The sequence below is a fragment of the Acinetobacter sp. Lyrl_1 genome, assembly GCF_051948795.1.
Lineage (GTDB): Bacteria > Pseudomonadota > Gammaproteobacteria > Pseudomonadales > Moraxellaceae > Acinetobacter > Acinetobacter towneri.
On sequence record NZ_JAYJLK010000024.1, the window covers coordinates 1 to 21,798 of the forward strand.

At 42.0% G+C, this 21,798-nt stretch carries 19 protein-coding genes and 1 pseudogene; 13 read left to right on the forward strand and 7 right to left on the reverse strand.

Annotated features, from left to right (window positions below; translation table 11 throughout):
• Both VF675_RS08725 and VF675_RS08730 read right to left on the reverse strand, forming a co-directional pair.
• A partial coding sequence (locus tag VF675_RS08725; protein ID WP_440205103.1) for an acyl-CoA synthetase occupies nt 1-1,642 on the reverse strand: 1,642 nt, incomplete at its 3' end.
• A gap of 202 nt (nt 1,643-1,844) precedes the next feature.
• On the reverse strand, nt 1,845-2,873 hold the full coding sequence (locus tag VF675_RS08730) for an AraC family transcriptional regulator (protein WP_004975134.1): 1,029 nt from the start codon (nt 2,871-2,873) through the stop codon (nt 1,845-1,847).
• Nucleotides 2,874-2,994: 121 nt separating this feature from the next.
• Between VF675_RS08730 and VF675_RS08735 the strand changes: the two are divergent.
• From VF675_RS08735 to VF675_RS08770, 8 genes and pseudogenes are all read left to right on the forward strand, one after another.
• Nucleotides 2,995-4,712 (forward strand): annotated as a pseudogene (locus VF675_RS08735) (neutral/alkaline non-lysosomal ceramidase N-terminal domain-containing protein).
• Nucleotides 4,713-4,903: 191 nt separating this feature from the next.
• Nucleotides 4,904-6,187, forward strand: coding sequence for a D-arabinono-1,4-lactone oxidase (locus tag VF675_RS08740; RefSeq protein WP_440205104.1), 1,284 nt, complete (start codon nt 4,904-4,906; stop codon nt 6,185-6,187).
• A 58-nt stretch (nt 6,188-6,245) separates the two neighbouring features.
• Entirely contained in the window at nt 6,246-7,415 is a 1,170-nt protein-coding gene (locus VF675_RS08745; RefSeq protein WP_440205105.1) for an alanine racemase, read from the forward strand.
• A 188-nt stretch (nt 7,416-7,603) separates the two neighbouring features.
• Nucleotides 7,604-9,526, forward strand: coding sequence for a threonine--tRNA ligase (gene thrS / locus VF675_RS08750; protein ID WP_004975142.1), 1,923 nt, complete (start codon nt 7,604-7,606; stop codon nt 9,524-9,526).
• Between the two features lie 5 nt (nt 9,527-9,531).
• Nucleotides 9,532-10,080, forward strand: coding sequence for a translation initiation factor IF-3 (gene infC, locus VF675_RS08755; protein WP_096902435.1), 549 nt, complete (start codon nt 9,532-9,534; stop codon nt 10,078-10,080).
• Between the two features lie 211 nt (nt 10,081-10,291).
• On the forward strand, nt 10,292-10,909 hold the full coding sequence (locus tag VF675_RS08760) for a glutathione S-transferase N-terminal domain-containing protein (RefSeq protein WP_004975146.1): 618 nt from the start codon (nt 10,292-10,294) through the stop codon (nt 10,907-10,909).
• A gap of 72 nt (nt 10,910-10,981) precedes the next feature.
• Nucleotides 10,982-11,266 (forward strand): hypothetical protein, encoded by a 285-nt coding sequence (locus tag VF675_RS08765; RefSeq protein ID WP_004975148.1) that lies wholly within the window; start codon nt 10,982-10,984, stop codon nt 11,264-11,266.
• A gap of 7 nt (nt 11,267-11,273) precedes the next feature.
• On the forward strand, nt 11,274-11,702 hold the full coding sequence (locus VF675_RS08770) for a YqaA family protein (RefSeq protein WP_004975149.1): 429 nt from the start codon (nt 11,274-11,276) through the stop codon (nt 11,700-11,702).
• Nucleotides 11,703-11,730: 28 nt separating this feature from the next.
• On the opposite strand, the gene VF675_RS08775 is transcribed toward VF675_RS08770, so the two are convergent.
• On the reverse strand, nt 11,731-12,489 hold the full coding sequence (locus tag VF675_RS08775; RefSeq protein ID WP_026438356.1) for an energy transducer TonB: 759 nt from the start codon (nt 12,487-12,489) through the stop codon (nt 11,731-11,733).
• 340 nt (nt 12,490-12,829) lie between these two features.
• Between VF675_RS08775 and rpmI the strand changes: the two genes are divergently transcribed.
• Together rpmI and rplT are read left to right on the forward strand one after the other, a co-directional pair.
• Nucleotides 12,830-13,024 (forward strand): 50S ribosomal protein L35, encoded by a 195-nt coding sequence (rpmI, locus tag VF675_RS08780; protein WP_004975152.1) that lies wholly within the window; start codon nt 12,830-12,832, stop codon nt 13,022-13,024.
• 11 nt (nt 13,025-13,035) lie between these two features.
• Entirely contained in the window at nt 13,036-13,395 is a 360-nt protein-coding gene (gene rplT / locus VF675_RS08785; protein WP_004975153.1) for a 50S ribosomal protein L20, read from the forward strand.
• Between the two features lie 292 nt (nt 13,396-13,687).
• Here rplT and VF675_RS08790 read toward each other — a convergent pair whose 3' ends face one another.
• On the reverse strand, nt 13,688-14,716 hold the full coding sequence (locus VF675_RS08790; RefSeq protein WP_004975155.1) for a hypothetical protein: 1,029 nt from the start codon (nt 14,714-14,716) through the stop codon (nt 13,688-13,690).
• 159 nt (nt 14,717-14,875) lie between these two features.
• Between VF675_RS08790 and pheS the strand changes: the two genes are divergently transcribed.
• The 3 genes from pheS to VF675_RS08805 all read left to right on the forward strand — a co-directional run bounded on the left by pheS (nt 14,876) and on the right by VF675_RS08805 (nt 18,660).
• The gene (pheS, locus tag VF675_RS08795; protein WP_004975156.1) at nt 14,876-15,856 is read left to right on the forward strand and encodes a phenylalanine--tRNA ligase subunit alpha; all 981 of its coding nucleotides are present in this window, start codon (nt 14,876-14,878) and stop codon (nt 15,854-15,856) included.
• Nucleotides 15,857-15,985: 129 nt separating this feature from the next.
• Nucleotides 15,986-18,367 carry a phenylalanine--tRNA ligase subunit beta gene (gene pheT / locus VF675_RS08800; RefSeq protein WP_346781485.1) on the forward strand — a complete coding sequence of 794 codons (2,382 nt, stop codon included), beginning with the start codon at nt 15,986-15,988 and terminating at the stop codon, nt 18,365-18,367.
• Nucleotides 18,364-18,660 (forward strand): integration host factor subunit alpha, encoded by a 297-nt coding sequence (locus VF675_RS08805; protein ID WP_004649746.1) that lies wholly within the window; start codon nt 18,364-18,366, stop codon nt 18,658-18,660. The genes pheT and VF675_RS08805 overlap by 4 nt, the downstream gene beginning before the upstream one ends.
• Nucleotides 18,661-19,030: 370 nt before the next feature.
• Here the strand turns inward: VF675_RS08805 and VF675_RS08810 are convergent, their stop codons facing one another.
• The 3 genes from VF675_RS08810 to trxA form a co-directional block, all read right to left on the reverse strand.
• Nucleotides 19,031-19,330 carry a hypothetical protein gene (locus VF675_RS08810; protein ID WP_131260745.1) on the reverse strand — a complete coding sequence of 100 codons (300 nt, stop codon included), beginning with the start codon at nt 19,328-19,330 and terminating at the stop codon, nt 19,031-19,033.
• 421 nt (nt 19,331-19,751) lie between these two features.
• Nucleotides 19,752-21,020: a transcription termination factor Rho gene (rho, locus tag VF675_RS08815; RefSeq protein WP_004975162.1), complete on the reverse strand. Its 1,269-nt coding sequence runs from the start codon at nt 21,018-21,020 to the stop codon at nt 19,752-19,754.
• 336 nt (nt 21,021-21,356) lie between these two features.
• The gene (trxA, locus tag VF675_RS08820; protein WP_004975164.1) at nt 21,357-21,683 is read right to left on the reverse strand and encodes a thioredoxin; all 327 of its coding nucleotides are present in this window, start codon (nt 21,681-21,683) and stop codon (nt 21,357-21,359) included.
• Nucleotides 21,684-21,798 lie beyond the last annotated feature (115 nt).

Genomic DNA, 21,798 nt, shown 5'->3' on the forward strand with positions numbered 1-21,798 from the left:
CAAACTCACCGACTGAACGCTCTTTGGCCCATTCACGCAGTACAAATTTTTGTAATTTACCTGTCGATGTTTTTGGAATTTCAGTAATCACCACATCCTTTGGTACTTTAAAACGCGCCAAATGTTGACTGCAATAGGCAATAATTTCTTCAGGGCTGACCTGCTTGCCTTCTTTCAGTTCAATAAAGGCACACGGGACTTCCTGCCAACGTGGATCTGGTTTTGCCACCACTGCGGCTGTCAAAACTGCAGGATGTTGATACAGCACCTCCTCCACTTCGAGTGACGAAATATTTTCACCCCCTGAAATAATCACATCTTTAGAACGGTCAGTAATTTTGGCGTAGCCATCGGGTTGGCAGACGGCTAAATCACCTGTATGAAACCAACCGCCTGCAAATGCTTCTGCGGTAGCTTTTGGGTTTTTCAAATAGCCTTTCATCACGATATTGCCACGGAACATAATTTCGCCCATGGTTTTGCCGTCTTTTGGTACAGGTTGCATGGTTTCTGGGTCTAAAACTTTCATGCCATCTTGCAGCGGATAAGGCACGCCTTGACGCGAATGTAATTGTGCTTGTTCTTGAATGGATAGGTCGCTCCAGCCTGCTTGAGAAGCACACAGCGCAGATGGGCCATAGGTTTCAGTTAAGCCATAAACGTGAGTTACGTTAATGCCAATATTGCGCATACCTTCAATAATTGCTGCTGGCGGTGCAGCACCCGCAACCATCACTTCAACACGGTGATCAAACTGGGTCTTTTTCTCCTCAGGGGTGTTGATGAGCATCGACAAGACAATTGGCGCACCGCAGAAATAATCGACTTTGTGCTCTGCAATTAATTTAAAAATCAGTTCAGGGTCGACTTTACGTAAGCAGATATTGGTGCCACCGTTGGCTGCCATCGTCCATGCAAAGCACCAGCCATTACAGTGGAATAGGGGCAGTGTCCATAGGTAGGTTGCACGTGGGGTCATCCCGCAGGCAATAATATTACTGGCTGCATTAATGTAGGCACCGCGATGATGATAGACCACGCCTTTCGGGTTGCCTGTCGTGCCAGACGTATAGTTCAGGCTAATTGCATCCCATTCATCTTGTGGCAAATGCCATTCAAAATTTGGGTCACCTGCAGCCAGCCAAGTTTCGTATTCAATCTGTCCGATGCTAAGGGCATTGGCAGCATGCTCATATTCTGCATCGTTGACATCAATCACGTAAATTTCATGATTGACCATCGCTAAGGCTTCTTGTGCCAAAGCCGCAAATTCAGGGTCAACCAAAAGCACTTTGGATTCTGCATGATCGAGCATAAACGCCAGTGTTTTGGCATCTAAACGAGTGTTTAGTGTGTTCAGCACTGCACCCGCCATTGGCACAGCAAAGTGTGCTTCTAGCATGGCAGGAACATTCGGAAGCAGCACCGAAACAGTGTCATTTTTGCTGATGCCTAAATTTTGAAGTTGATGTGCAAATTGGCAGCAGCGCAAATAAGTTTCGCGCCAGGTAATTTGACGTGAACCGTGAATAATCGCGTTTTGGTGCGGGTAAATATAAGCTGCCCGTTCTAAGTAACGTAACGGGGACAAGGCGACAAAGTTCGCAGGGGTACGCGGTAATTCATCGTATGCGCTGACCATTGTTATTCTCCATAATATGTGTCGTTATTTTATCCAACTTAAAAAGATAGGGATTTTATGACAGCTTTGCAGTTATGCTTTAGTCGAAAATCTGTTGTTTTTGTTTTGAATCGCTTGTAAGTACATTTAAAAAATAGTTTAAGTAAAATTTAGCAGCTATTTTTTATTCAATAAAAATAGTAGCTTATTGGAAAATATTAACTTATTCTGTCATTTGGCTTTTATAGAGTGATGGGCTGAGACCTGTCCAACGCTTAAATGCACGTCGAAATTCGCGTAATTCACTAAAGCCAAGTTGTTGGCTAATTTCAGTCATGCTCAAAGGCTGTTGTAGCAGTTGTTTGGCTTTATTTTCCAAAACGTGTTGGCGCAGGTTTTGGAAGTTGCAGCCTTCGGCAAGTAATTGTCTGCGTAAATGTCTTTCGCTCATTTGAAAATGTTGTGCCGCTTGGTGCATATCAAAGTGCTGAGGTAAATGCTGTTCGATTAGATAACTCAACACGTGTGCATATTGCTGTTGATTAATCGCCTGCATATCCTGATACGCTTGTTGGCAGACACGCAGGGCGGTGCTGTAATTGGCGGCACTAGAGGTTTTAATTTGGCGTCCTAAAATCTCTGGTCGGAACACCAAAGCATTCATGTATGATGAAAAGTGCAGAGGACATTGATAATGCACCTGATAAGCCTCTAAATAGTCGGGTTGGGCAAAACTAAAATGCACTTCGACCAAATCTTGATGATTGCCAAGCATGACGTCTAAGCAGCTAACAATACTGGAGAGGACTTCATCGCAAAAAAAGCGCAGTAAGTTCCCCGTGGGATAACGCTCTTTCATCACCAGTGTAGGAGAGGTCGAGGAAAAATCGTACTCCAAATCCATCACACTGCCTGAAATGGGATGGTACTGCAGTCCTGTCTGTAAGGCTTCTACAACATTTTGACTGGACACCATGGCAAAACCGAGCATGCCCATGGAAATCAGCCCCTTGTCACGTCCAATTTCTAAGCCTAAATGTGCACATTGAGTGTCTTGCAGGGCGCGTGTCACCACTTTGCAAATATCTTGAAATGAAACAAAACCATTGCCTTGGACGATTTGATCAAGATCTTGAGAAATTCCCTGAAACCATGGTTGATAGGGGATCTGTTGTTCTTTGGCGTAATGAATCAGACCTGACAATAAGGCAGGCGGCACGTGCTGCAGCAAGTAGTTTGAAGTTGCTGACATAAGTCCGATTATCCCCCCATGCCATTGTCGCTTTGACCCTTATTTGCCGTGATGCAATTTTGTTTAATGGCGTTGATCAGCGTCATGACTGATTGTATAGATGAAAAGGAATACGATTGCAATGTATTTGGTGGGTTGGGATAAACAGGAAATTCATATTCAGCCAAAAGGGCTTGCCATGTTTGGTTATGGCAACTGGAAACATCGTGCCTATGAACAACGAACAGCTTTATTTGCCCGCAGTATTTGTATTCAAACCTTAGACAATGACTTATTAATTTTTTGCTGTCTGGATATGGGGTGTGTGACCTATGCCATGCGTCATTTAGCGATACAGCGTTTACAGCGTAAGCTGGGGGAGCGTTTTCAGCCGCAGCGTTTGGTATTGATGGCAACGCATACTCATTCTGCACCTGGCGGTTGTGCACATGAAGCGTTGTACAATATGCCCACACCTGGTTTTGTGCCTGAACATTTAAATGCAGTGGTCGATGCGATTGTGGGCAGTGTGCTCAAAGCTTTGGCGACCCAGAAAAAACCGATATTTATATGAGCAATGGTCGTTTTGCAGAAGAAACGCCAGTGGCATGGAATCGCTCTTTAACAGCGTATAACCGTAATCCTGATGTATCTCGTAGAACGCTGGAACAGGCACATTTGGCCTTAGATCGTGATATGCAATTGCTTGGTTTTTATCGCGAAGGTAATTTACAGGCAGTTTTTTCTTTATTTGGGGTGCATGCTACCTGTTTAAGCAGTCGTTTAAGCGCTCATGATGGTGATAACAAAGGTTATGCCGCACTTTGTACCGAGCGTGCACTGCAACAACGTGGGGTCAAAAATCCTGTGGCAATTTTTGCCCAAGCCGCAGAGGGTGATGTTTCTCCACATTATCATGGCCCTGAGCAGTCACAGGTACGTGCTGCAATGCGCGATGAAAAAGAATACGAATATACACAGCAAAATGGTCGCTATCAAAGTGAATTGGCACTGAAAGCTTTGGCACATAGAGGTACGCCGTTAATGGGAGCTTTAGATGCTGTGTGCCATTATGTCGATTTAAGCAATATTGAAATTCCAGTTGAATTTGCGATGGGGCAAACAGATGCAAAAACCAGTGCAGCCTGTCATGGTGCAGCATTTTTTGCAGGAACACCTGTAGATGGTGCAGGTGTGGCACAACCGATTTTTAAAGGTATGCAATGGTTAGCGCAGCGAGTGAAAAAGAAAAAGTTGAGTAATCCTCAAGCCGCAGATTATAGCTATTATCAACAGCTATATGCCTCACAAGGCCCCAAAGATATTGTGCTGGAATGTGGTTCTAAAACCATTTTTGGCAAGCCACTGAATCATTATCCTAAATTTTTAGACAAACTGATTGCAGAAATGAACAAGCAGGCCAGTGTAGGCGCAATTGATCATAGCTTGTTGGTACCGAATGTAGTGCCATTACAATTAATTAAAATTGGCGACTTAACCTTGCTGTGCTGTCCTGGGGAAATTACTACTGTTGCAGCTAAGAGGCTCAAAGTAACCGTACAACAAGAATTGGAATCGACTCAAAAAGTATGGTTGGCTTCATATTGCAATGATTATATGGGCTATGTGACCACCTTCGAGGAATATCAACAACAAGCCTATGAAGGTGGTCACACTTTATATGGACAGTGGACTTTGGCAGCGTTGCAAACTAAATTTCAATATTTCGCAGAGCAATTGAATTTGCCTATTCCACAACGCGATACAGCATCGTTATTACCGCCCGCTGTACCTTTGGATGAATTAGAAAAAAGAACATATCGTGACAGTTTGAAAGCTAATGCGCTAAATGAATTGTAGTTTTTTTATACATTGTTCCATGTGAAACATATTCTAAATCATGTACTAGTCAGGAGGTTAATCTAAATCAATATGGATAGAGAGGTCATTTATCTCATCCATGTGTCTCTATTTTTTTAATGCGGTACTTTAAAAAGTAACGCAAAACAAACTGCAATAAAAATAAATGCCACGCAGAAAAAGGAAGGATTATGAAACAGCGTTGGAGTAACTGGTCTGGAAAGCAAACAGCCTATCCAGACTTTTTACAGCCGAAAAATGTAGATGAACTGAAAAAAATTGTGCGAAAGCACGACAAAATTAGAATGGTCGGAGCAGGGCATTCCTTTAGCCCCTTAGCCACAACCGATGATGTGATGGTGAATTTAGATCATATTCAGGGGGTGCATCAATTTAATGCACAAAAGCAGCAATGCACCTTACATGCAGGGACTCGGCTGTACAAACTGGGTGAATGTCTAGCTCCGATTCATCAGGCGCTGCAAAATCAGGGCGATATTGATCATCAGAGTTTGGCAGGTGTGGTTGCAACAGGAACACATGGCACAGGTGTGGATTTACCTTGTCTATCGGCTTTGGTGACTGATTTTGAACTGCTCACAGCAGAGGGTGAGGTGTTGCAATGTTCACCTGAACACAATGCTGAAATTTTTCAGGCAGGTCGGGTCGCGCTGGGCAGTTTTGGGGTGATGACCAAAATCACTTTACAAAACCGTTCGCGCTATAAACTCAAAGAGCAGCTACGTTTATGTGCCTTGAGTGATATTTATCAATATATAGACCGTTGGAAGCATCAACATCGCCATATTGAGTTTTGGGCATTTTTACACAGTGATCAGGTGATTTTAAAAACCTTAGATGAGAGCCGAGGATTGACGGATCCTCGTCCGCAACATTGGTTATCAGAAGACCGTTTATTAAATTTTTGTTCGGAAATAACCCGTGTTTTTCCACAGTTAAATCCGTATTTACAATCTTTGTTGGGCGTGTTTATCAAACCGAGTACTCATGTCGATTGGTCGAGTCAAATTTTCCCAACGCCACGCAATACCAAATTTAACGAAATGGAATACCAATTGCTTGCCGAGCAAGGTTTGGCGTGTTTAGAAGAATTATTGGCGGTTTTGAAACAACAGCGTGTCGCCATGTTTTTCCCAATCGAGTTTCGCTATGTCAAAGGCGATGATATTTGGCTGAGTCCTTTTTATGGACGGGATTCGGTGTCTATTTCAATCCACCAATTTTATAAACAAGATTGCCAACATATTTTTAAATGGGTCGAACCGATTTTACAAAAATATCAGGGACGTCCACATTGGGGCAAATTGCACAGTATGCAAGCGGATCAATTACGTGAGTTATATCCAAAATGGGATGATTTTATGCAACTTCGTGAGCAGCTTGATCCACAGCAAAAATGGATTAATCCATATTTAAGACAAATTTTCACGATTCCAAGTTTGAGTGCAGCGTGATGTTCAATAAACAACTCAAGCAATCGCAAAATAAGAGCATTCAATTAGGGAGCGTGACATGCAAAGTGATTATTTTCAGCAACTCACCCACAGTTTGCAGCAACAGGGTACAGGAACACCGCATCTGATTGTGGATATGGCACGTTTTCAGCATAACTTGGATTATGTTGCAGCCCATTTGCCTGCACGGTTGCAACCACGACTGGTGGTGAAATCGCTAGCGTGTTTGGAGATATTGCAACACGCAAGCCAAAGTCTGAATACGCAGCGTTTTATGTTGTTTCATCTGCCACATTTGTATGAAGTGATGCAGCACTTTCCACAAGCAGATGTACTGTTTGGCAAGCCAATGCCAATACGTGCGGTAGATGCTTTTTATCAGCAGGTGATGGCGTCTGCTGAGAATATCCAATTGCATTTACAATGGTTGGTTGATCAACCTGCACGTTTACAACAGTATTTACATTTGGCACAACAACGCCAGCTTTGTTTGAATATTAATCTTGAAATTGATATCGGTTTGCATCGTGGTGGGGCGCAAGATCATGCTGGATTTATGCAAATGCTGGAATTGATTCAGCAGCATCCACAACATTTAAAACTGTCAGGTTTGATGGGGTACGATGCGCATGTGGTGAAATTACCAAATGTATTTCATGCACAAGCCAAAGCCTATCAACACTCACAGCAGCAATATAGAAATTATAAACAACTGATTCAGCATCATTTTCCAAAGTTGTGGCAGGATGACTTGTGTTTTAACGGTGGTGGTAGCCTGACATTTATGCAGCATTGTCAGCACAGTGAATGTAATGATCTGGCTTTTGGTTCGATGTTGCTTAAACCCAGTGATTTTGATTTAAAAATCTTGTCAGATTTGCAATCGGCTTTGTGGATTGCAACACCTGTTTTAAAGGTATTGGCTGCGGTACAAGTGCCAGGCTTAGATCGTTTGCAGTCCTATTTGCCACAATCCAATCAAGCCGTTTTTGTTTATGGTGGCTATTGGATGGCAGATTATGTTTATCCTGAGAGCAGTCATCCACATGCTTTATACGGACGCAGTAGCAATCAAGAGTTGATTCAAGTACCCAAACAGCATCGCATCCAAATAGATGATTATGTATTTTTACGCCCGCAACAGAGTGAGGCGGTGTTGCCACAGTTTGAAGCGGTGTATGCCTATCAACATGGACAATTCACGCCGTGGGCAACCTTTAGGGAATAAAAACAGCTGAAATGCCGATTCTTTGGCTTTTTTAGTACACAAAGGTTTAAACCTGTACGCAAGCCGTGTAAAATTTAAGGCGCTTTTTATTTATACACCGTTTTTATCTTTTGAGGGTCTCCCTTAATCATAATCTCGCGGTGATATGCTCCATGGTACGGGGCATCACTCCTTAAGGATTTTTATCTATGCCTATTATCACTTTGCCAAATGGCGATCAAAAACAGTTTGATCAAGCCGTATCTGTGATGGAAGTTGCTCAAAGCATCGGTCCGGGTCTTGCCAAAAATACAGTTGCTGGACGTGTGAATGATCGTTTGGTCGATGCCTGCGATTTAATTACCGAAGACGCAACCCTACAAATTATTACGCCTAAAGATGAAGAAGGCGTAGAGATTATCCGTCACTCATGTGCGCACTTGGTGGGGCATGCGGTAAAACAGCTTTTTCCTGAAGCGAAAATGGTGATTGGTCCTGTCATTGAAGAAGGTTTCTACTATGACATTTGGATGCCACGTCCATTTACGTTAGATGACTTGGCAGCAATCGAAGAGCGCATGAAAAAGCTCATCGACCAAGATTATGATGTTGTAAAAAAAATGACCCCGCGTGATGAAGTGATTGCAGAATTTACAGCGCGTGGCGAAGAATATAAATTACGTTTGATTGCAGACATGCCAAACGAAACCCAAATGGGCTTGTACTATCATCAAGACTATTTGGATATGTGTCGTGGTCCACACGTTCCAAACACTAAATTCTTAAAGTCGTTCAAACTCACCAAAATTTCAGGCGCTTATTGGCGCGGTGATGCGAAAAACGAACAGTTACAACGTATTTATGGTACGGCTTGGGCGGACAAAAAACAGCTCGCGGCGTATATCAAACGTATTGAAGAAGCAGAAAAGCGTGACCACCGTAAAATTGGTAAAGCTTTGGACTTGTTCCATATGCAAGAAGAAGCACCAGGCATGGTGTTCTGGCATCCAAATGGCTGGACGATTTACCAAGTACTTGAGCAGTACATGCGTAAAGTACAACAAGACAACGGTTACCTAGAAATTCGTACCCCGCAAGTGGTCGATTTCACGCTATGGGAAAAATCAGGACATGCTGCCAACTACGCAGACAATATGTTCACTACCCATTCTGAAAACCGTAACTATGCAGTAAAACCAATGAACTGCCCATGTCACGTACAAGTCTTTAACCAAGGGCTAAAGTCGTATCGTGATTTGCCAATTCGTCTGGCAGAATTTGGTTCATGTCACCGTAACGAGCCATCGGGTTCATTACACGGCATTATGCGCGTACGTGGCTTTACTCAAGACGATGCCCACATTTTCTGTACCAAAGAACAAATTGGGCCAGAAGTTGCAGACTTTATCAAACTGACTTTAGATGTTTATAAAGATTTCGGTTTTGAAGAGGTGCAAATGAAACTGTCTACACGTCCTGAAAAACGTGTGGGAGATGATGCACTTTGGGATATGGCAGAAAAATCTTTGGCTGATGCCTTGGATGCTGCAGGTCTGGAATGGGAGTTACAACCGGGTGAAGGTGCGTTCTACGGCCCGAAAATTGAATTCTCACTGAAAGACTGCTTAGGTCGTGTGTGGCAATGTGGTACAATTCAGTGTGACTTTAACTTGCCTGAGCGTTTAGAGGCATCTTATGTCACTGAAGACAATGATCGTGATCAGCCTGTAATGTTGCACCGCGCAATTCTTGGCAGCTTTGAACGATTTATTGGTATACTTATTGAGCACTATGCAGGCTTTATGCCACCATGGTTAGCGCCAGTGCAAGCTTGTGTCATGAATATTACCGATTCACAAGCTGCTGCAAGTGAACAGGTCGTCGCAAAACTTAAAGAAAACGGTATTCGTGCTATTTCTGACTTGAGAAATGAGAAAATCGGCTTTAAGATTCGTGAGCGTACATTAGAGCGTATTCCATACTTACTGGTACTTGGGGACCGTGAAGTGGAAGAAGGAACGGTAAACGTCCGTACTCGCTCAGGAACAAATTTGGGTACTATGTCAATTGATGCTTTCATTGACCTAGTGAAAACAGCCGTCGCAGAACGCGGCCGGTATATTGTGGAGTAACAGCGATTAAACAGCCTGACCGTAATCAACAGGGCGGAAAATCTAACCGTCCTGCTTTGAATGATGAAATTCGTGCAAAAGAAGTCCGTCTTGTAGACGAAAATGGTGAGCAAAAAGGTATTGTAAGCTTGGCTGATGCATTACGCGCAGCAGAAAGCGTTGACCTTGACTTGGTGGAAATTGTGGCAAATGCCGAACCACCGGTGTGCAAAATCATGGACTTTAACAAGCATTTGTTTGATCTAAAGCAAAAGCAGAAAGAAGCGAAGAAAAAACAGCATCAAGTACAGGTGAAAGAAATCAAGCTCCGCCCTGCGACTGATGTTGGTGATTACAACGTAAAATTACGTGCAATTATCAAATTCCTTGAAGAAGGGAACAAGGTAAAAATCACTTTACGCTTCCGTGGTCGTGAAATGGCTCACCAACAGTTAGGTTTGGCTCAATTGCAAAAAGTTGAAGCAGATGTAATTGAATATGGTGTAGTTGAACAAGCACCAAAAATGGAAGGTCGTCAAATGGGTATGTTGCTTGGTCCTAAAAAGAAAAAGTAATCCCATCTTGAACAAAAGAAGCACTGCACCTTGGCGGTGCTTTTTTTTGCGTGATGAAAGTGAGCATCTATGTTTCATGTTTATGAGATATGCCATTCGATAAAAAAACTCTACGCAGCGACACGCAACAAACGCTTAAAAACATGCTATAACTAAAACCGCAGTAGAAGAATGCTGGTCAAAAAGCAAAAAAAGTAATGAAGGATAAAACATGATTGATCTTTATTATTGGGGCACCCCCAACGGTCATAAAATTAGTATTGCACTTGAAGAAATGGGTTTGGAATATCAAATTTTCCCCATCAATATTTCAGAAGATGATCAATTTCAGCCAGATTTTTTAAAAATTTCGCCCAATAATAAAATTCCTGCAATTGTCGATCAGAACGGTCCGCGTGGTGAGCCAATCTCTGTGTTTGAGTCGGGTGCAATTTTGCAATATCTAGGGCGCAAAACTGGCATGTTTTATCCTACCGATGAACAGGAGCGTGTTGAAGTAGAGCAGTGGCTCATGTGGCAAATGGGTGGTTTTGGTCCAATGTTAGGACAGAATCATCATTTTAGCCGTTATGCACCAGAGAAAATTCCTTATGCGATTGAACGCTATATCAATGAATCCAAGCGTTTGTATGGCGTGTTAAATAAGCAGTTGATGGGGCAAAAGTACGTGGCGGGCGAATATTCAATTGCTGATATGGCTATTTTGCCGTGGGCGTTACGTCATGACTGGCAAAATATTTCGCTGGAAGATTATCCGTATGTACAAGACTATATTACACGGCTGACTGCGCGCCCTGCAGTGCAGAAAGCACTCGCGATTCAAGTTTAAATCTACTTTTATGCTAAGATGCCAGCCACCTGATACCTCACTTTTTCAGGTGGCTTTTTTATTGGATGAGCTATGCAAGAATTTTTTTTAAACTTTACCAAGATTGTTGAGCAAAATGCCAAAGTGTATTGGAGCATTATTTTGGGCATTGTGTCTTGCTTGATCTTATTTGTGATCGAAGCATTTCATGTGCAGAATATGATTGCGGCTTTAAATAGCACAGATCAACAGGTTTTACGTGCTGCGATTGAGCCTGTTACTCAGCGTTATACATGGGCACGTGCGGCACTTATTTTGCTTAGTATTGTTTGGGCGAACTGGGAATATCGTAAAACCAAGCAGGCTTTAGGGCTTTAAATCGTCTATGCTTTGGACGCTGTTTGGTTTATTTTTATCTGCATTTGGTGCGGCAACTTTATTGCCTTTACAGTCCGAAGCTGTGTTGTTGGGGCTGTTATATGAAGGCAGCTATGCACCCATTTGGCTGATTAGCATTGCCAGTCTAGGTAATATTTTAGGTTCTTGTGTGAACTGGTATTTGGGACTCAAGATCGAACATTATAAAGATAAAAAGTGGTTTCCTGTTTCGGCTACACAATTAGAAAAAGCACAGCACACCTACGCCAAATATGGGTTTTGGTCTTTACTGCTCAGTTGGGTGCCGATTATTGGTGATCCAATTACGCTGATTGCAGGTTTAATGAAAGAACATTTTGCCCGTTTTGTGTTGATGGTGAGTCTAGCCAAAATCGGGCGTTATCTGTTTATTTATTTTGTTTATACATGGGTTTAAGCAAGCAACCCCTATTATTTATAGACACTTATGACTGTTCTTGAGCATCACACGTGTTTAAATCAAAATAAATTTCATCTTTTAATTTTGACTTTTTATACAGCCAAAATTGACGCGGTACATCTACTTGAGCAGCTTTCACTGCAGCTAAAACTTGTTGATCAAGTGCGTATTGTCCCGAACCTTGTGTCAATTTCACACGTTTCACTTCGCCATGCTTATTTACTTTGAATTGAAACTTTAACTTACGTGAGTGATTTTTTAAATCTTCCGCACTTAAGTTTAATTGTGGTTGACTACGATACTTAAATTGAACTTTTTGCTGTTGTTGCTGTGCTAACCATTGTTTAGATTGAAAATCAAACTGGCAATCTTCGTGCTGGTTATCCTGAAATCTTAAATTAAAGCTTTGAAAACCAATGGTCGGTACGGCAGTATCTTCTACATAGGTCGGTTGAATTTCAGCAGTGCGAACCGCTTGTAATAAGGCATCATCTAATTTTTTCAGCCCTGTACTTTCTTGAATAGTGGCTTGACTGATTTTGCCGGTTTCATCTGCATAAATACGCACAATTGCAGCTCGGTTTTGTTGATTTAAATCTTCATTTTTATATTTGGGTTGTGGAAACTTGCGCCATGCTAAGCGTGTGGTGAGATGAGCAGGCAAGGCAGCACTTTTTTGTACTTCGAGTGTGGCTTTTGGTGTCGATTTCTGCTGCGGTGGTTTTGCAAAAAGATGCGTCGCACTGAGTCCAAGCAATAGAGTTATATATAAAGATGTTTTCATCATATTACGGTCTTTTTTATCTCACACAAGACGAGGCGAAGTATTGATGGAATTGTGGATAATCGCAAGGGTAATCCGCAACTTATTGCAAGTTTTTAGGGTGTTGATCTGCACAATTTTTGACAGAGCTTTAGCTTTATTTTGAATTGTAGTGGGTGTTCACAATTCCAGTATTTTTTCCTGAGTTGAATTACGGCAAATGAGTGAGGTAATGATCATTTTTTATTTAGCCAATATGCTTTTGTTTTAAGCAAAGATGCTTTAGAATACTCGCTCCCTTACCTGCAGGTCGTTTTTGCAATGGTGCAGACGTGCCGAACAGGTGTTTAAAGAGGTTGTTATGGCTAAGTTAAAAACTCGCCGTGGTGCAGCTAAACGTTTCAAAGCGACTGCTAACGGTTTCAAGCGTAAACAAGCGTTCAAACGCCACATTTTGACCAAAAAATCTGCTAAACGTATCCGTCAATTGCGCGGCTGTGTAATGGTTCACGTGAGTGACGTTGCTGCTGTTCGTGCTATGTGCCCATACATCTAAGGAGATTATAAATGGCTCGTGTAAAACGTGGTGTACAGGCTCATCGCCGTCATAAAAAAATTCTTGCTCGTGCTAAAGGTTACTATGGTGCTCGTTCACGCGTATATCGCGTAGCGTTCCAAGCGGTAATCAAAGCAGGTCAATACGCTTACCGTGACCGTCGTCAAAAGAAACGTCAATTCCGTGCTTTATGGATTGCGCGTATCAATGCGGGCGCTCGTCAAAATGGTTTATCGTACAGCCGTATGATCGCTGGCTTGAAAAAAGCACAAGTGATTATCGACCGTCGCGTACTTGCTGACATCGCTATGCATGACGCAGTTGCATTTGCTGCTTTAGCTACAAAAGCTAAAGATGCATTAGCTGCATAAGTCTTTATGACTTAAAAGAAAGACCGCATTTGCGGTCTTTTTTTATGCCTGAAATTTAGGGTCTCTGCCAAGTTTCATAACTCAATCTGAGAAATTTTTAGCCACAGCCTGAGCAAAAACAAGCACTGCTTTGTTTGCAGCGGAAGGCGCAGCGAAGGACAAGCATATTTTTTGCTGCTATTGCGTTATGTGCCGGTCATTTAGAATGACTAAATTTCCTGTCCCATGCCTTATATCAGCTAAAAAATATGCGTTGTCGCAAACATAGACGAATTGTCAACAGCCCCTAAGCTTATAAACCAAAATAATAGGCAGCTGCACAAATAACCACAGTCATTAAAATCAGTTTAATCACGGCAGATGTACCCACTTTATGCGTAGCTGCAGGTGTTGGTATTTGTGGTGAAGCGATGTTTTGTACTTGGCTAGGCGTTGATTCAAAAGGATCAGGTGTTTGCACTGGCGTGAGCTGTGCGGTCTGATAATGGTTCGCAACCTTGGTGATAAATTTGGCGTGTAAATCTTCAAGTTTCTGAGAAAAATGACGTAAATTGAGTTGTTCGCTTGGTTCAAGTTCTGTGCCATCGGCATGATAAGGATGCTGGATTTTATTCTGAATGTGTTGATCCAGTGCATCTAAACGATACAGCATCTGATGTGCATAGGCAGCAGGGTAGTCTGCGGGAATTAACGCCAAAGTTGGGTACATGCTTTCAGTTGCGTTTTGAGTAAGATCTACACCGAAATAAGGTTTAGCGCTTTGCTCTGGTTCAACAAACTCTGTAGCACAAGGATTTAAAAATAACTCGGAGCGAATAAAGCGATCAATTTCATCCCAGTTTGGAGAGGCAAAATCTGTATCGAGCTGTCTGGCAAGTTTGTGATTTAATTGATAACGCCACATGACTTCTTGACGTAGCTCGCTCTGTTGGGAAACAGGCGCCATATAATCTTGTTCTGCGGTATACCATTCTGCAAGCTCTTTTCCGAAAATCCAAGCAGATTTGTGCTGTGCCTCGTGACTCACAATAAAGTGTGCAAAAGGCAATAACTCTACATTTGGATTGGGGTTTTTTTCATCATTTAAAATACTTGCCTGATGTAGGCTTAAACGTCGCACACCTTGTTGTTTAAGATGCTCTAACCAGATTTGAAAGTGTTGTGCCAGTAAATGTTGTGACAATAAATCACGAAACTGAATTTGATGCTGGTTAAACACTTGATGCTTGAGCCAATGATTAAAACTTAAATCTTGAGCCAAATATTCATTGCCATAAGTCACAAGGGCAAGTTGCTGTTTCCAAATCTGATCGAGCGCCATAATGTTGAGATCTCGTGGTGATTGGCTTTATCTTATACTTTTTGTATTTCAAGATGCTAATCTAATTTTCATTACATCGAAGCTTCATCAAAGCGACTAAAAACTGTTAGAATACGGGGTTTTTAAATTATTTCTAAATTGTTGCTTTTGAGAGTTACTATGTCACTGGAAGCCCTGACCAATGAAGCGCTCGCTGCAATTGCAGCAGCAGAGGACCTTGCTACACTCGACCAGGTGCGAGTGCAATTTACGGGGAAAAAAAGCCAGCTTGCGGAACAATCCAAAGCACTGGGTAAAATGGACCCTGAACAGCGTAAAGAATTTGGTGCACAAATTCATGCTGTGCGTGAAGCAATCAATGCGGCATTAACTGCGCGTCAAACTGAATTACAACAAGCGGCTTTGGCACAAAAACTGGCGAATGAAACCGTTGATATTACTTTGCCAGGTCGTGGTCAAAGCATCGGCAGTATTCACCCAGTTACGCAGGTACAGGAACGTATTTGCCAATTCTTTACCAAAGCAGGTTTTACCGTGGCAACGGGCCCAGAAGTTGAAGATGACTATCACAACTTTGAAGCGTTGAATATTCCAGGACATCACCCTGCGCGTGCCATGCACGATACTTTCTATTTTGATGTGAATCATTTATTGCGTACCCACACGTCGGGCGTACAAATTCGCACCATGGAAAATCAACAGCCGCCTATTCGTATTGTTTGTCCAGGTCGTGTGTATCGCTGCGACTCAGACCAAACACACTCACCAATGTTCCATCAAATTGAAGGCTTATACGTCGCAGAAAATACCAGTTTTGCAGAACTCAAAGGTTTGTTGATTAACTTATTAAATGAATTCTTTGAAAAAGACTTAAAAGTACGTTTCCGCCCATCTTATTTCCCATTCACAGAGCCAAGTGCTGAAGTGGATATTATGGATGAACGTGGTCGCTGGTTGGAAGTTTTGGGCTGCGGCATGGTGCATCCAAACGTGTTACGCGCTTCAGGCATCGACCCAGAAAAATATAAAGGTTTTGCCTTCGGTTTAGGGGTAGAGCGTTTTGCGATGTTGCGTTATGGCATCAATGACTTGCGTATGTTCTACCAAAATGATGTGCGTTTCTTGCGCCAGTTTGCTTAAAAACAAATTTATACCTCTCCCTGACCTCTCCTAAAAGGAGAGGGGTGTCCATATATGACACAGGATGCTTCTTCTTTGAAAAGAGGGAGTAGAGGGGATTCAAAATTTAGATTTATAGGTTTTATATCAATGAAAATTAGCGAAAATTGGCTACGCACGTGGGTTAACCCAGCCATTGACAGCGATACTTTATCGAATCAACTCACGATGCTGGGTTTAGAAGTTGATGATATGTCACCAGCAGCAAAGCCATTTACAGGCGTTGTGGTGGGTGAAGTCTTAACGGTTGAACAGCATCCAGATGCAGATCGTTTACGTGTGACTACGGTAAATATTGGTTCAGGTGAGCCGTTGCAGATTGTGTGTGGTGCGCCAAACGTGCGTGTAGGTATGAAAGCACCTGTGGCAACCATTGGTGCGGTATTGCCAGGCGACTTTAAAATCAAAAAAGGCAAACTGCGTGGTGTGGAATCACAAGGGATGCTCTGCGGCGCATCAGAAATTGACCTTGAAGATAAACTTGATGGTTTATTGGAACTGCCTGCAGATGCACCTGTAGGTGTGAATGTACGTGAATATCTTGATCTAGATGACCATGTCATTGATATCAGTATTACTCCAAACCGTGGTGATTGTTTCAGTATTCGTGGTATTGCCCGTGAAATTGGGGTGATTAACCAATTGCCAGTGAATACACCTGACATTCAGGCAGTAGCGGCAACTATTCAGGATGAAAAAACTGTACAAAGTTTGACGGAAGGCTGCCCACGTTATTTAGGTCGTGTGATTAAAAATGTAAATACCAAAGCCGCTACACCTGAGTGGATGGAGCGCGCGTTGGCACGTTCAGGTATCCGTCAGCACAGTATTTTGGTTGATATTACCAACTATGTCTTGATTGAATTGGGTCAGCCAATGCACGCTTTTGATGGTGCTAAAATTCAAGGTGGCATTCAAGTTCGTCAAGCGACTGCAGCAGAAAAATTGGTGCTGTTAAACGAGCAAGAAGTTGAGCTGCAAGATGATGTGATGGTGATTGCCGATGACGCAAAAGTATTGGCGATGGCGGGCATCATGGGTGGTTTATCTTCTGCGGTAAGTGATGAAACCACAGAAATTTTCCTTGAATCCGCTTTCTTTGCACCATTGCATATCGCAGGTCGTGCACGTCGTTATGGTTTGCATACCGATGCCTCACAGCGTTATGAACGTGGTGTCGATTTTGAATTGCCATTATTGGCGATGAACCGTGCATCACAACTGATTGCAGAATTTGCTGGCGGCGAATTTGGTCCAATTACAGTGGCAGAACAAGCAGCACAATTGCCAACACGTGAAGCAATTGCGTTAAATCAAGCGCAAGTCGATCAGCTCTTGGGTTATCACGTTGATGCTACATTTATTGCCGATGCTTTAACTCGTTTAGGCTGCGAAGTTACTGTTCAAGCTGAAGGTCAGTGGAGCGTTGTACCACCATCACATCGTTTTGATATGGCAATTTACCAAGACTTAATTGAAGAAGTTGCTCGTATTCACGGTTATGACAACATTCAAATCAGTTTGCCTGTGATTGATGTGCAATTAGCAAAATACCAAGATCAGTTTGAAGTTGCGCAATTACGTCAAACCGCAGTGACTTTAGGTTATCAAGAAGCAATTAGTTTTAGCTTTGCCGATGCAAAATTGGAAAAACAATTAAACCCTGCAGTGAATCCGTTGGCATTGGCGAATCCAATTTCAAGCGATTTGGCAGTAATGCGCTCAACGTTGTTATCCAGCTTAATTCCATGCGTTCAGTACAACGTGAATCGTCAACAAAACCGTGTGCGTTTCTTTGAGTTGGGTTTACGTTTTGATTATCAACATGCAGCAAGCATTCATGACTTGAAGCAAATTCCAACTTTGGCATTGATTGCGGTGGGTGCTAAACATGCAGAATCTTGGCATGCTAAAGCTCAGCCTATGGATTTCTTCGATTTTAAAGGCGATATTGAAGAAATTTTAGCTGCAGGTCGTGTGCAGGTAGAGTATGTTCGTTCAGAGCGTACTTGGTTGCATCCTGGACAATCTGCTGAAATTTTGGTAGATGGTCAGTCTATTGGTTACTTTGGTCGTTTACATCCATCTTTAGAAGATGAGCTGGATTTAGGCACGACTTGGGTGGCTGAACTCGATCAAACAGCAGTTTTGCAAACTTATGTATCTAATTTTACAGAATTATCACGTTTTCCATCGGTTAGACGTGATATTGCGCTTTTAATTAGTGATAAGATAAATGTAAGCGAAATTCAGCAACTTATTGAAAAAACGGGTGGAGCGCTGTTAGACTCAACTTGGTTATTCGATGTGTATACTGGACAAGGTGTTGAACAAGGCAAGCGTTCTTTGGCTTTTGCCCTGTTATGGCAACATCCAACACGTACACTTGAAGATGCTGAAATTAAATCTGGTATGGATAACATTCTGCAAGTGTTGGAAAACACTTACCAAGCGACATTGAGGGCTTCATGACAGCATTAACAAAAGCAGAAATGGCTGATCATTTAAGTGAGCTCACGAGTTTAAACCGCCGTGAAGCGAAACAAATGGTCGAGTTATTTTTTGATGAGATCAGCCAAGCACTGATCTCTGGCGAGCAAGTTAAACTTTCAGGGTTTGGGAACTTCGAGTTACGTGATAAACGTCAACGACCTGGTCGCAACCCGAAAACAGGCGAAGAAATTCCAATTTCAGCCCGCCGTGTAGTCACATTCCGCGCAGGGCAGAAATTCCGCCAGCGTGTGGGAAATGAGCAGATCGATTGATCTGCTTTTTTTTATGCTTTTTATAAGAGATTTTAGAAAGACGCTGTGATTTAGCAAGACATAGTGATTGATCTTGCAATTGAGAGACTTGAATCAAACTATGGATATGAATGAAAACACTGTAGAGCTGAACAAGACGCTACCTAAGAATTGAGCGTGGAGATGAGAAACCAAAAGGTTATATCGAAATAAATGCCGAATGGGGTTAAGTGTTTTGGTTAAATGCTTTTATATGCTGAATCATCTACTTGAAAAAGATGGATTGAGCGATTTGGAGATATTGTGCTGAGTAAAATAAATTTTAGACAAAATATTCAGAAATAAAAAAGAGAGCCATCGGCTCTCTTTTTGTACTGCATAATCGTATCGATTATTGAGCAGCAGCTTCAGAAGCAGCAGCAGCAGCGTCTACAGCAGCATCAGCAGCGTCAGTTGCAGCAGCAGCAGCAGTGTCAGCAGCATCAGTAGCAGCGTCTACAGCAGCTTCAGCGCCAGAAGCAACTTCTACAGCAGCAGCGTCAGCAGCAGCTTCAGCTTCAGATGCAGCTACAACAGCTTCAGATGCAGCAGCGTTAGCGTCAGCAGCAGCTTCTTCAGTTTTTTTAGCACAACCAACGAAAGCTAAAGTAGTAGCAACTGCAGCAGCAATAGCGATTTTTTTGAATAACATGGCATCACTCTCTAAAATATGAGATTAAAAAAAACCGACGTTAGTCTGTTGTATGCTTTTATTATTCCTAAATTTTGTTAGGCACTAACAACGCAGGCGCAGTCTAACTGGTCTGCGAATATGCTATCACTGCGCTTTTTGAATTGCTACTAGGTTGATTGAAAAAAAGGCAAAAAAACGCGAAAAATACGTGCTTTTTTAACAGAAAATAACAATTAATTTGGCATTTTAGATTGGAGAGTTGCACGGTAACTGGCTAAAAACTAAAAGGTTTTTACTAAATATTTTTTTATAATCATTTACTTAAAAATAAGTTTACATATACCGCGTGCAATTGTGTCTTTATGTAAATTTTGTCAACCAAATAAAAAAGCCATCGTTTTAAGATGACTTTTTTAGGTGTTCTAATATTTATAGCCGTTTAATTGGCTGCTTTACGTTTCATTTGATCAAAGAAGTCGTCATTAGTTTTGGTTTCTTTCATGCGATCAAGCAAGAATTCCATTGCTGCCAATTCATCTTGAGTGTGTAACAATTTACGCAAAATCCAAACTTTACGCAAATTATCTTCACTCATTAAGCGCTCTTCACGACGTGTACCTGATTTTTTGATGTTCATGGCAGGGAAAACACGTTTTTCTGCAATACGACGGTCTAAGGTAATCTCTTGGTTGCCTGTACCTTTAAACTCTTCGTAAATCACTTCATCCATTTTACTGCCAGTTTCAATCAGTGCAGTTGAAATAATGGTTAGAGAACCACCTTCTTCAATATTACGTGCAGCACCAAAGAAGCGTTTTGGACGTTCTAAAGCGTGCGCATCAACACCACCTGTTAAAACCTTGCCTGAAGAAGGTACGACAGTGTTGTAGGCGCGTGCCAAACGGGTAATCGAATCCAGTAAAATCACCACGTCTTTTTTATGTTCAACTAAACGCTTGGCTTTTTCAATGACCATTTCTGCAACTTGAACGTGACGAGCAGGTGACTCATCAAATGTTGATGCAATCACTTCACCGCGCACGGTGCGTTCCATTTCAGTCACTTCTTCAGGGCGTTCATCAATGAGAAGTACAATCAAGAACACTTCTGGGTTGTTACGAACAATCGACTGAGCGATGTTTTGTAGCAACATGGTTTTACCCGCTTTAGGCGGAGCCACAATAATTGAACGCTGACCTTTACCAATTGGCGCAACCAAATCTACCACACGTGCAGTTAAGTCTTCAGTTGTTCCATTACCTAACTCCATCACCAACTGTTCTGTTGGGAAAAGCGGGGTTAAGTTTTCAAATAAGATTTTATTACGTGAATTTTCAGGGGTGTCATAGTTAATTTGATTGACTTTGAGCAAAGCAAAATAACGTTCGCCTTCTTTTGGTGGACGAATCGTACCTGTAATGGTGTCACCCGTGCGCAGGTTAAAGCGACGAATTTGCGAAGGGCTGACATAAATATCATCTGGGCCAGCAAGGTATGAACCTGCAGCTGAGCGTAAGAAACCAAAACCATCAGAGAGAATTTCTAGAACGCCATCACCAAAAATCTCTTCACCATTCATGGCATGGCGCTTTAAGATGGCAAAAATAATGTCTTGCTTGCGGTTACGCGCCATTCCTTCAAGGCCCATAAACTCGGCAATCTTGATGAGTTCGCCAATCGGTTTTTTCTTGAGTTCGGTTAAATTCATAGAGGTTCTGATAGAATTAAAATTCTGGGGTACAGGTTAGAGAGGGAGCAACATTTAGCCGCATTCATACAATAAAATGAAAGCAATTGTATTTGCACAATAACGATTCAGAGCACTGATTCATTGTTTGATTGAAAAATGTGAAAAACAATTTCTGTTGCCGAGCGGCATTTTTGTGTTGTGTCTTTTCAGAAAGAGGATGAAAGATCCTGCGTTTCCTGAGCATGCAATATAAGAGAGAAACGTCTACTTGTCAATTTGTAGGCAAAAAAAATACGCCAATGCGTGGCGTATTTTTTTTCATCATCTCTATAAATAGACGATGGATCAATCGACTTAGATATTTTCGTCAATAAACGCAGTCAATTTAGATTTAGGTGCTGCACCGACTTGCTGTGCAACCACTTCACCATTTTTGAACATCAATAATGCTGGAATATTACGGATGTTGTAGTTCACTGCAGTTTGTTCGCAAGAGGTTACATCAACTTTTACAATTTTAACTTTGCCTTGATATTCGTCTGCAAGTACTTCAAGTACAGGTGCAATTGCTTTACATGGCGCACACCAGCCAGCCCAGAAGTCAACCAATACAGGAGTATCCGATTGAAGAACATCTGCTTCGAAGTTTGCATCAGTGGTGTTTACGATGTTGCCAGACATGGATTACGCTCCAAATAATTTTTAAGATAGCTTTAGTTAGTATTACATAGCCATCTTGAACAAAGTAGGGGAATCTGTGGATTTTCCATTCAAAATACAAATTTGTCCAATTGAT

Excerpts from the sequence above, each read along its gene's own strand:
- thrS (WP_004975142.1), top strand. The coding sequence starts at position 7,604 with ATGCCTATTATCACTTTGCCAAATGGCGATCAAAAACAGTTTGATCAA.
- pheT (WP_346781485.1), top strand. The coding sequence starts at position 15,986 with ATGAAAATTAGCGAAAATTGGCTACGCACGTGGGTTAACCCAGCCATT.
- trxA (WP_004975164.1), bottom strand. The coding sequence starts at position 21,683 with ATGTCTGGCAACATCGTAAACACCACTGATGCAAACTTCGAAGCAGAT.
- VF675_RS08740 (WP_440205104.1), top strand. The coding sequence starts at position 4,904 with ATGAAACAGCGTTGGAGTAACTGGTCTGGAAAGCAAACAGCCTATCCA.
- pheS (WP_004975156.1), top strand. The coding sequence starts at position 14,876 with ATGTCACTGGAAGCCCTGACCAATGAAGCGCTCGCTGCAATTGCAGCA.
- VF675_RS08760 (WP_004975146.1), top strand. The coding sequence starts at position 10,292 with ATGATTGATCTTTATTATTGGGGCACCCCCAACGGTCATAAAATTAGT.
- VF675_RS08790 (WP_004975155.1), bottom strand. The coding sequence starts at position 14,716 with ATGGCGCTCGATCAGATTTGGAAACAGCAACTTGCCCTTGTGACTTAT.
- VF675_RS08745 (WP_440205105.1), top strand. The coding sequence starts at position 6,246 with ATGCAAAGTGATTATTTTCAGCAACTCACCCACAGTTTGCAGCAACAG.
- VF675_RS08765 (WP_004975148.1), top strand. The coding sequence starts at position 10,982 with ATGCAAGAATTTTTTTTAAACTTTACCAAGATTGTTGAGCAAAATGCC.
- rplT (WP_004975153.1), top strand. The coding sequence starts at position 13,036 with ATGGCTCGTGTAAAACGTGGTGTACAGGCTCATCGCCGTCATAAAAAA.
- VF675_RS08805 (WP_004649746.1), top strand. The coding sequence starts at position 18,364 with ATGACAGCATTAACAAAAGCAGAAATGGCTGATCATTTAAGTGAGCTC.
- VF675_RS08730 (WP_004975134.1), bottom strand. The coding sequence starts at position 2,873 with ATGTCAGCAACTTCAAACTACTTGCTGCAGCACGTGCCGCCTGCCTTA.
- VF675_RS08810 (WP_131260745.1), bottom strand. The coding sequence starts at position 19,330 with ATGTTATTCAAAAAAATCGCTATTGCTGCTGCAGTTGCTACTACTTTA.
- VF675_RS08770 (WP_004975149.1), top strand. The coding sequence starts at position 11,274 with ATGCTTTGGACGCTGTTTGGTTTATTTTTATCTGCATTTGGTGCGGCA.
- rpmI (WP_004975152.1), top strand. The coding sequence starts at position 12,830 with ATGGCTAAGTTAAAAACTCGCCGTGGTGCAGCTAAACGTTTCAAAGCG.
- rho (WP_004975162.1), bottom strand. The coding sequence starts at position 21,020 with ATGAATTTAACCGAACTCAAGAAAAAACCGATTGGCGAACTCATCAAG.
- VF675_RS08775 (WP_026438356.1), bottom strand. The coding sequence starts at position 12,489 with ATGAAAACATCTTTATATATAACTCTATTGCTTGGACTCAGTGCGACG.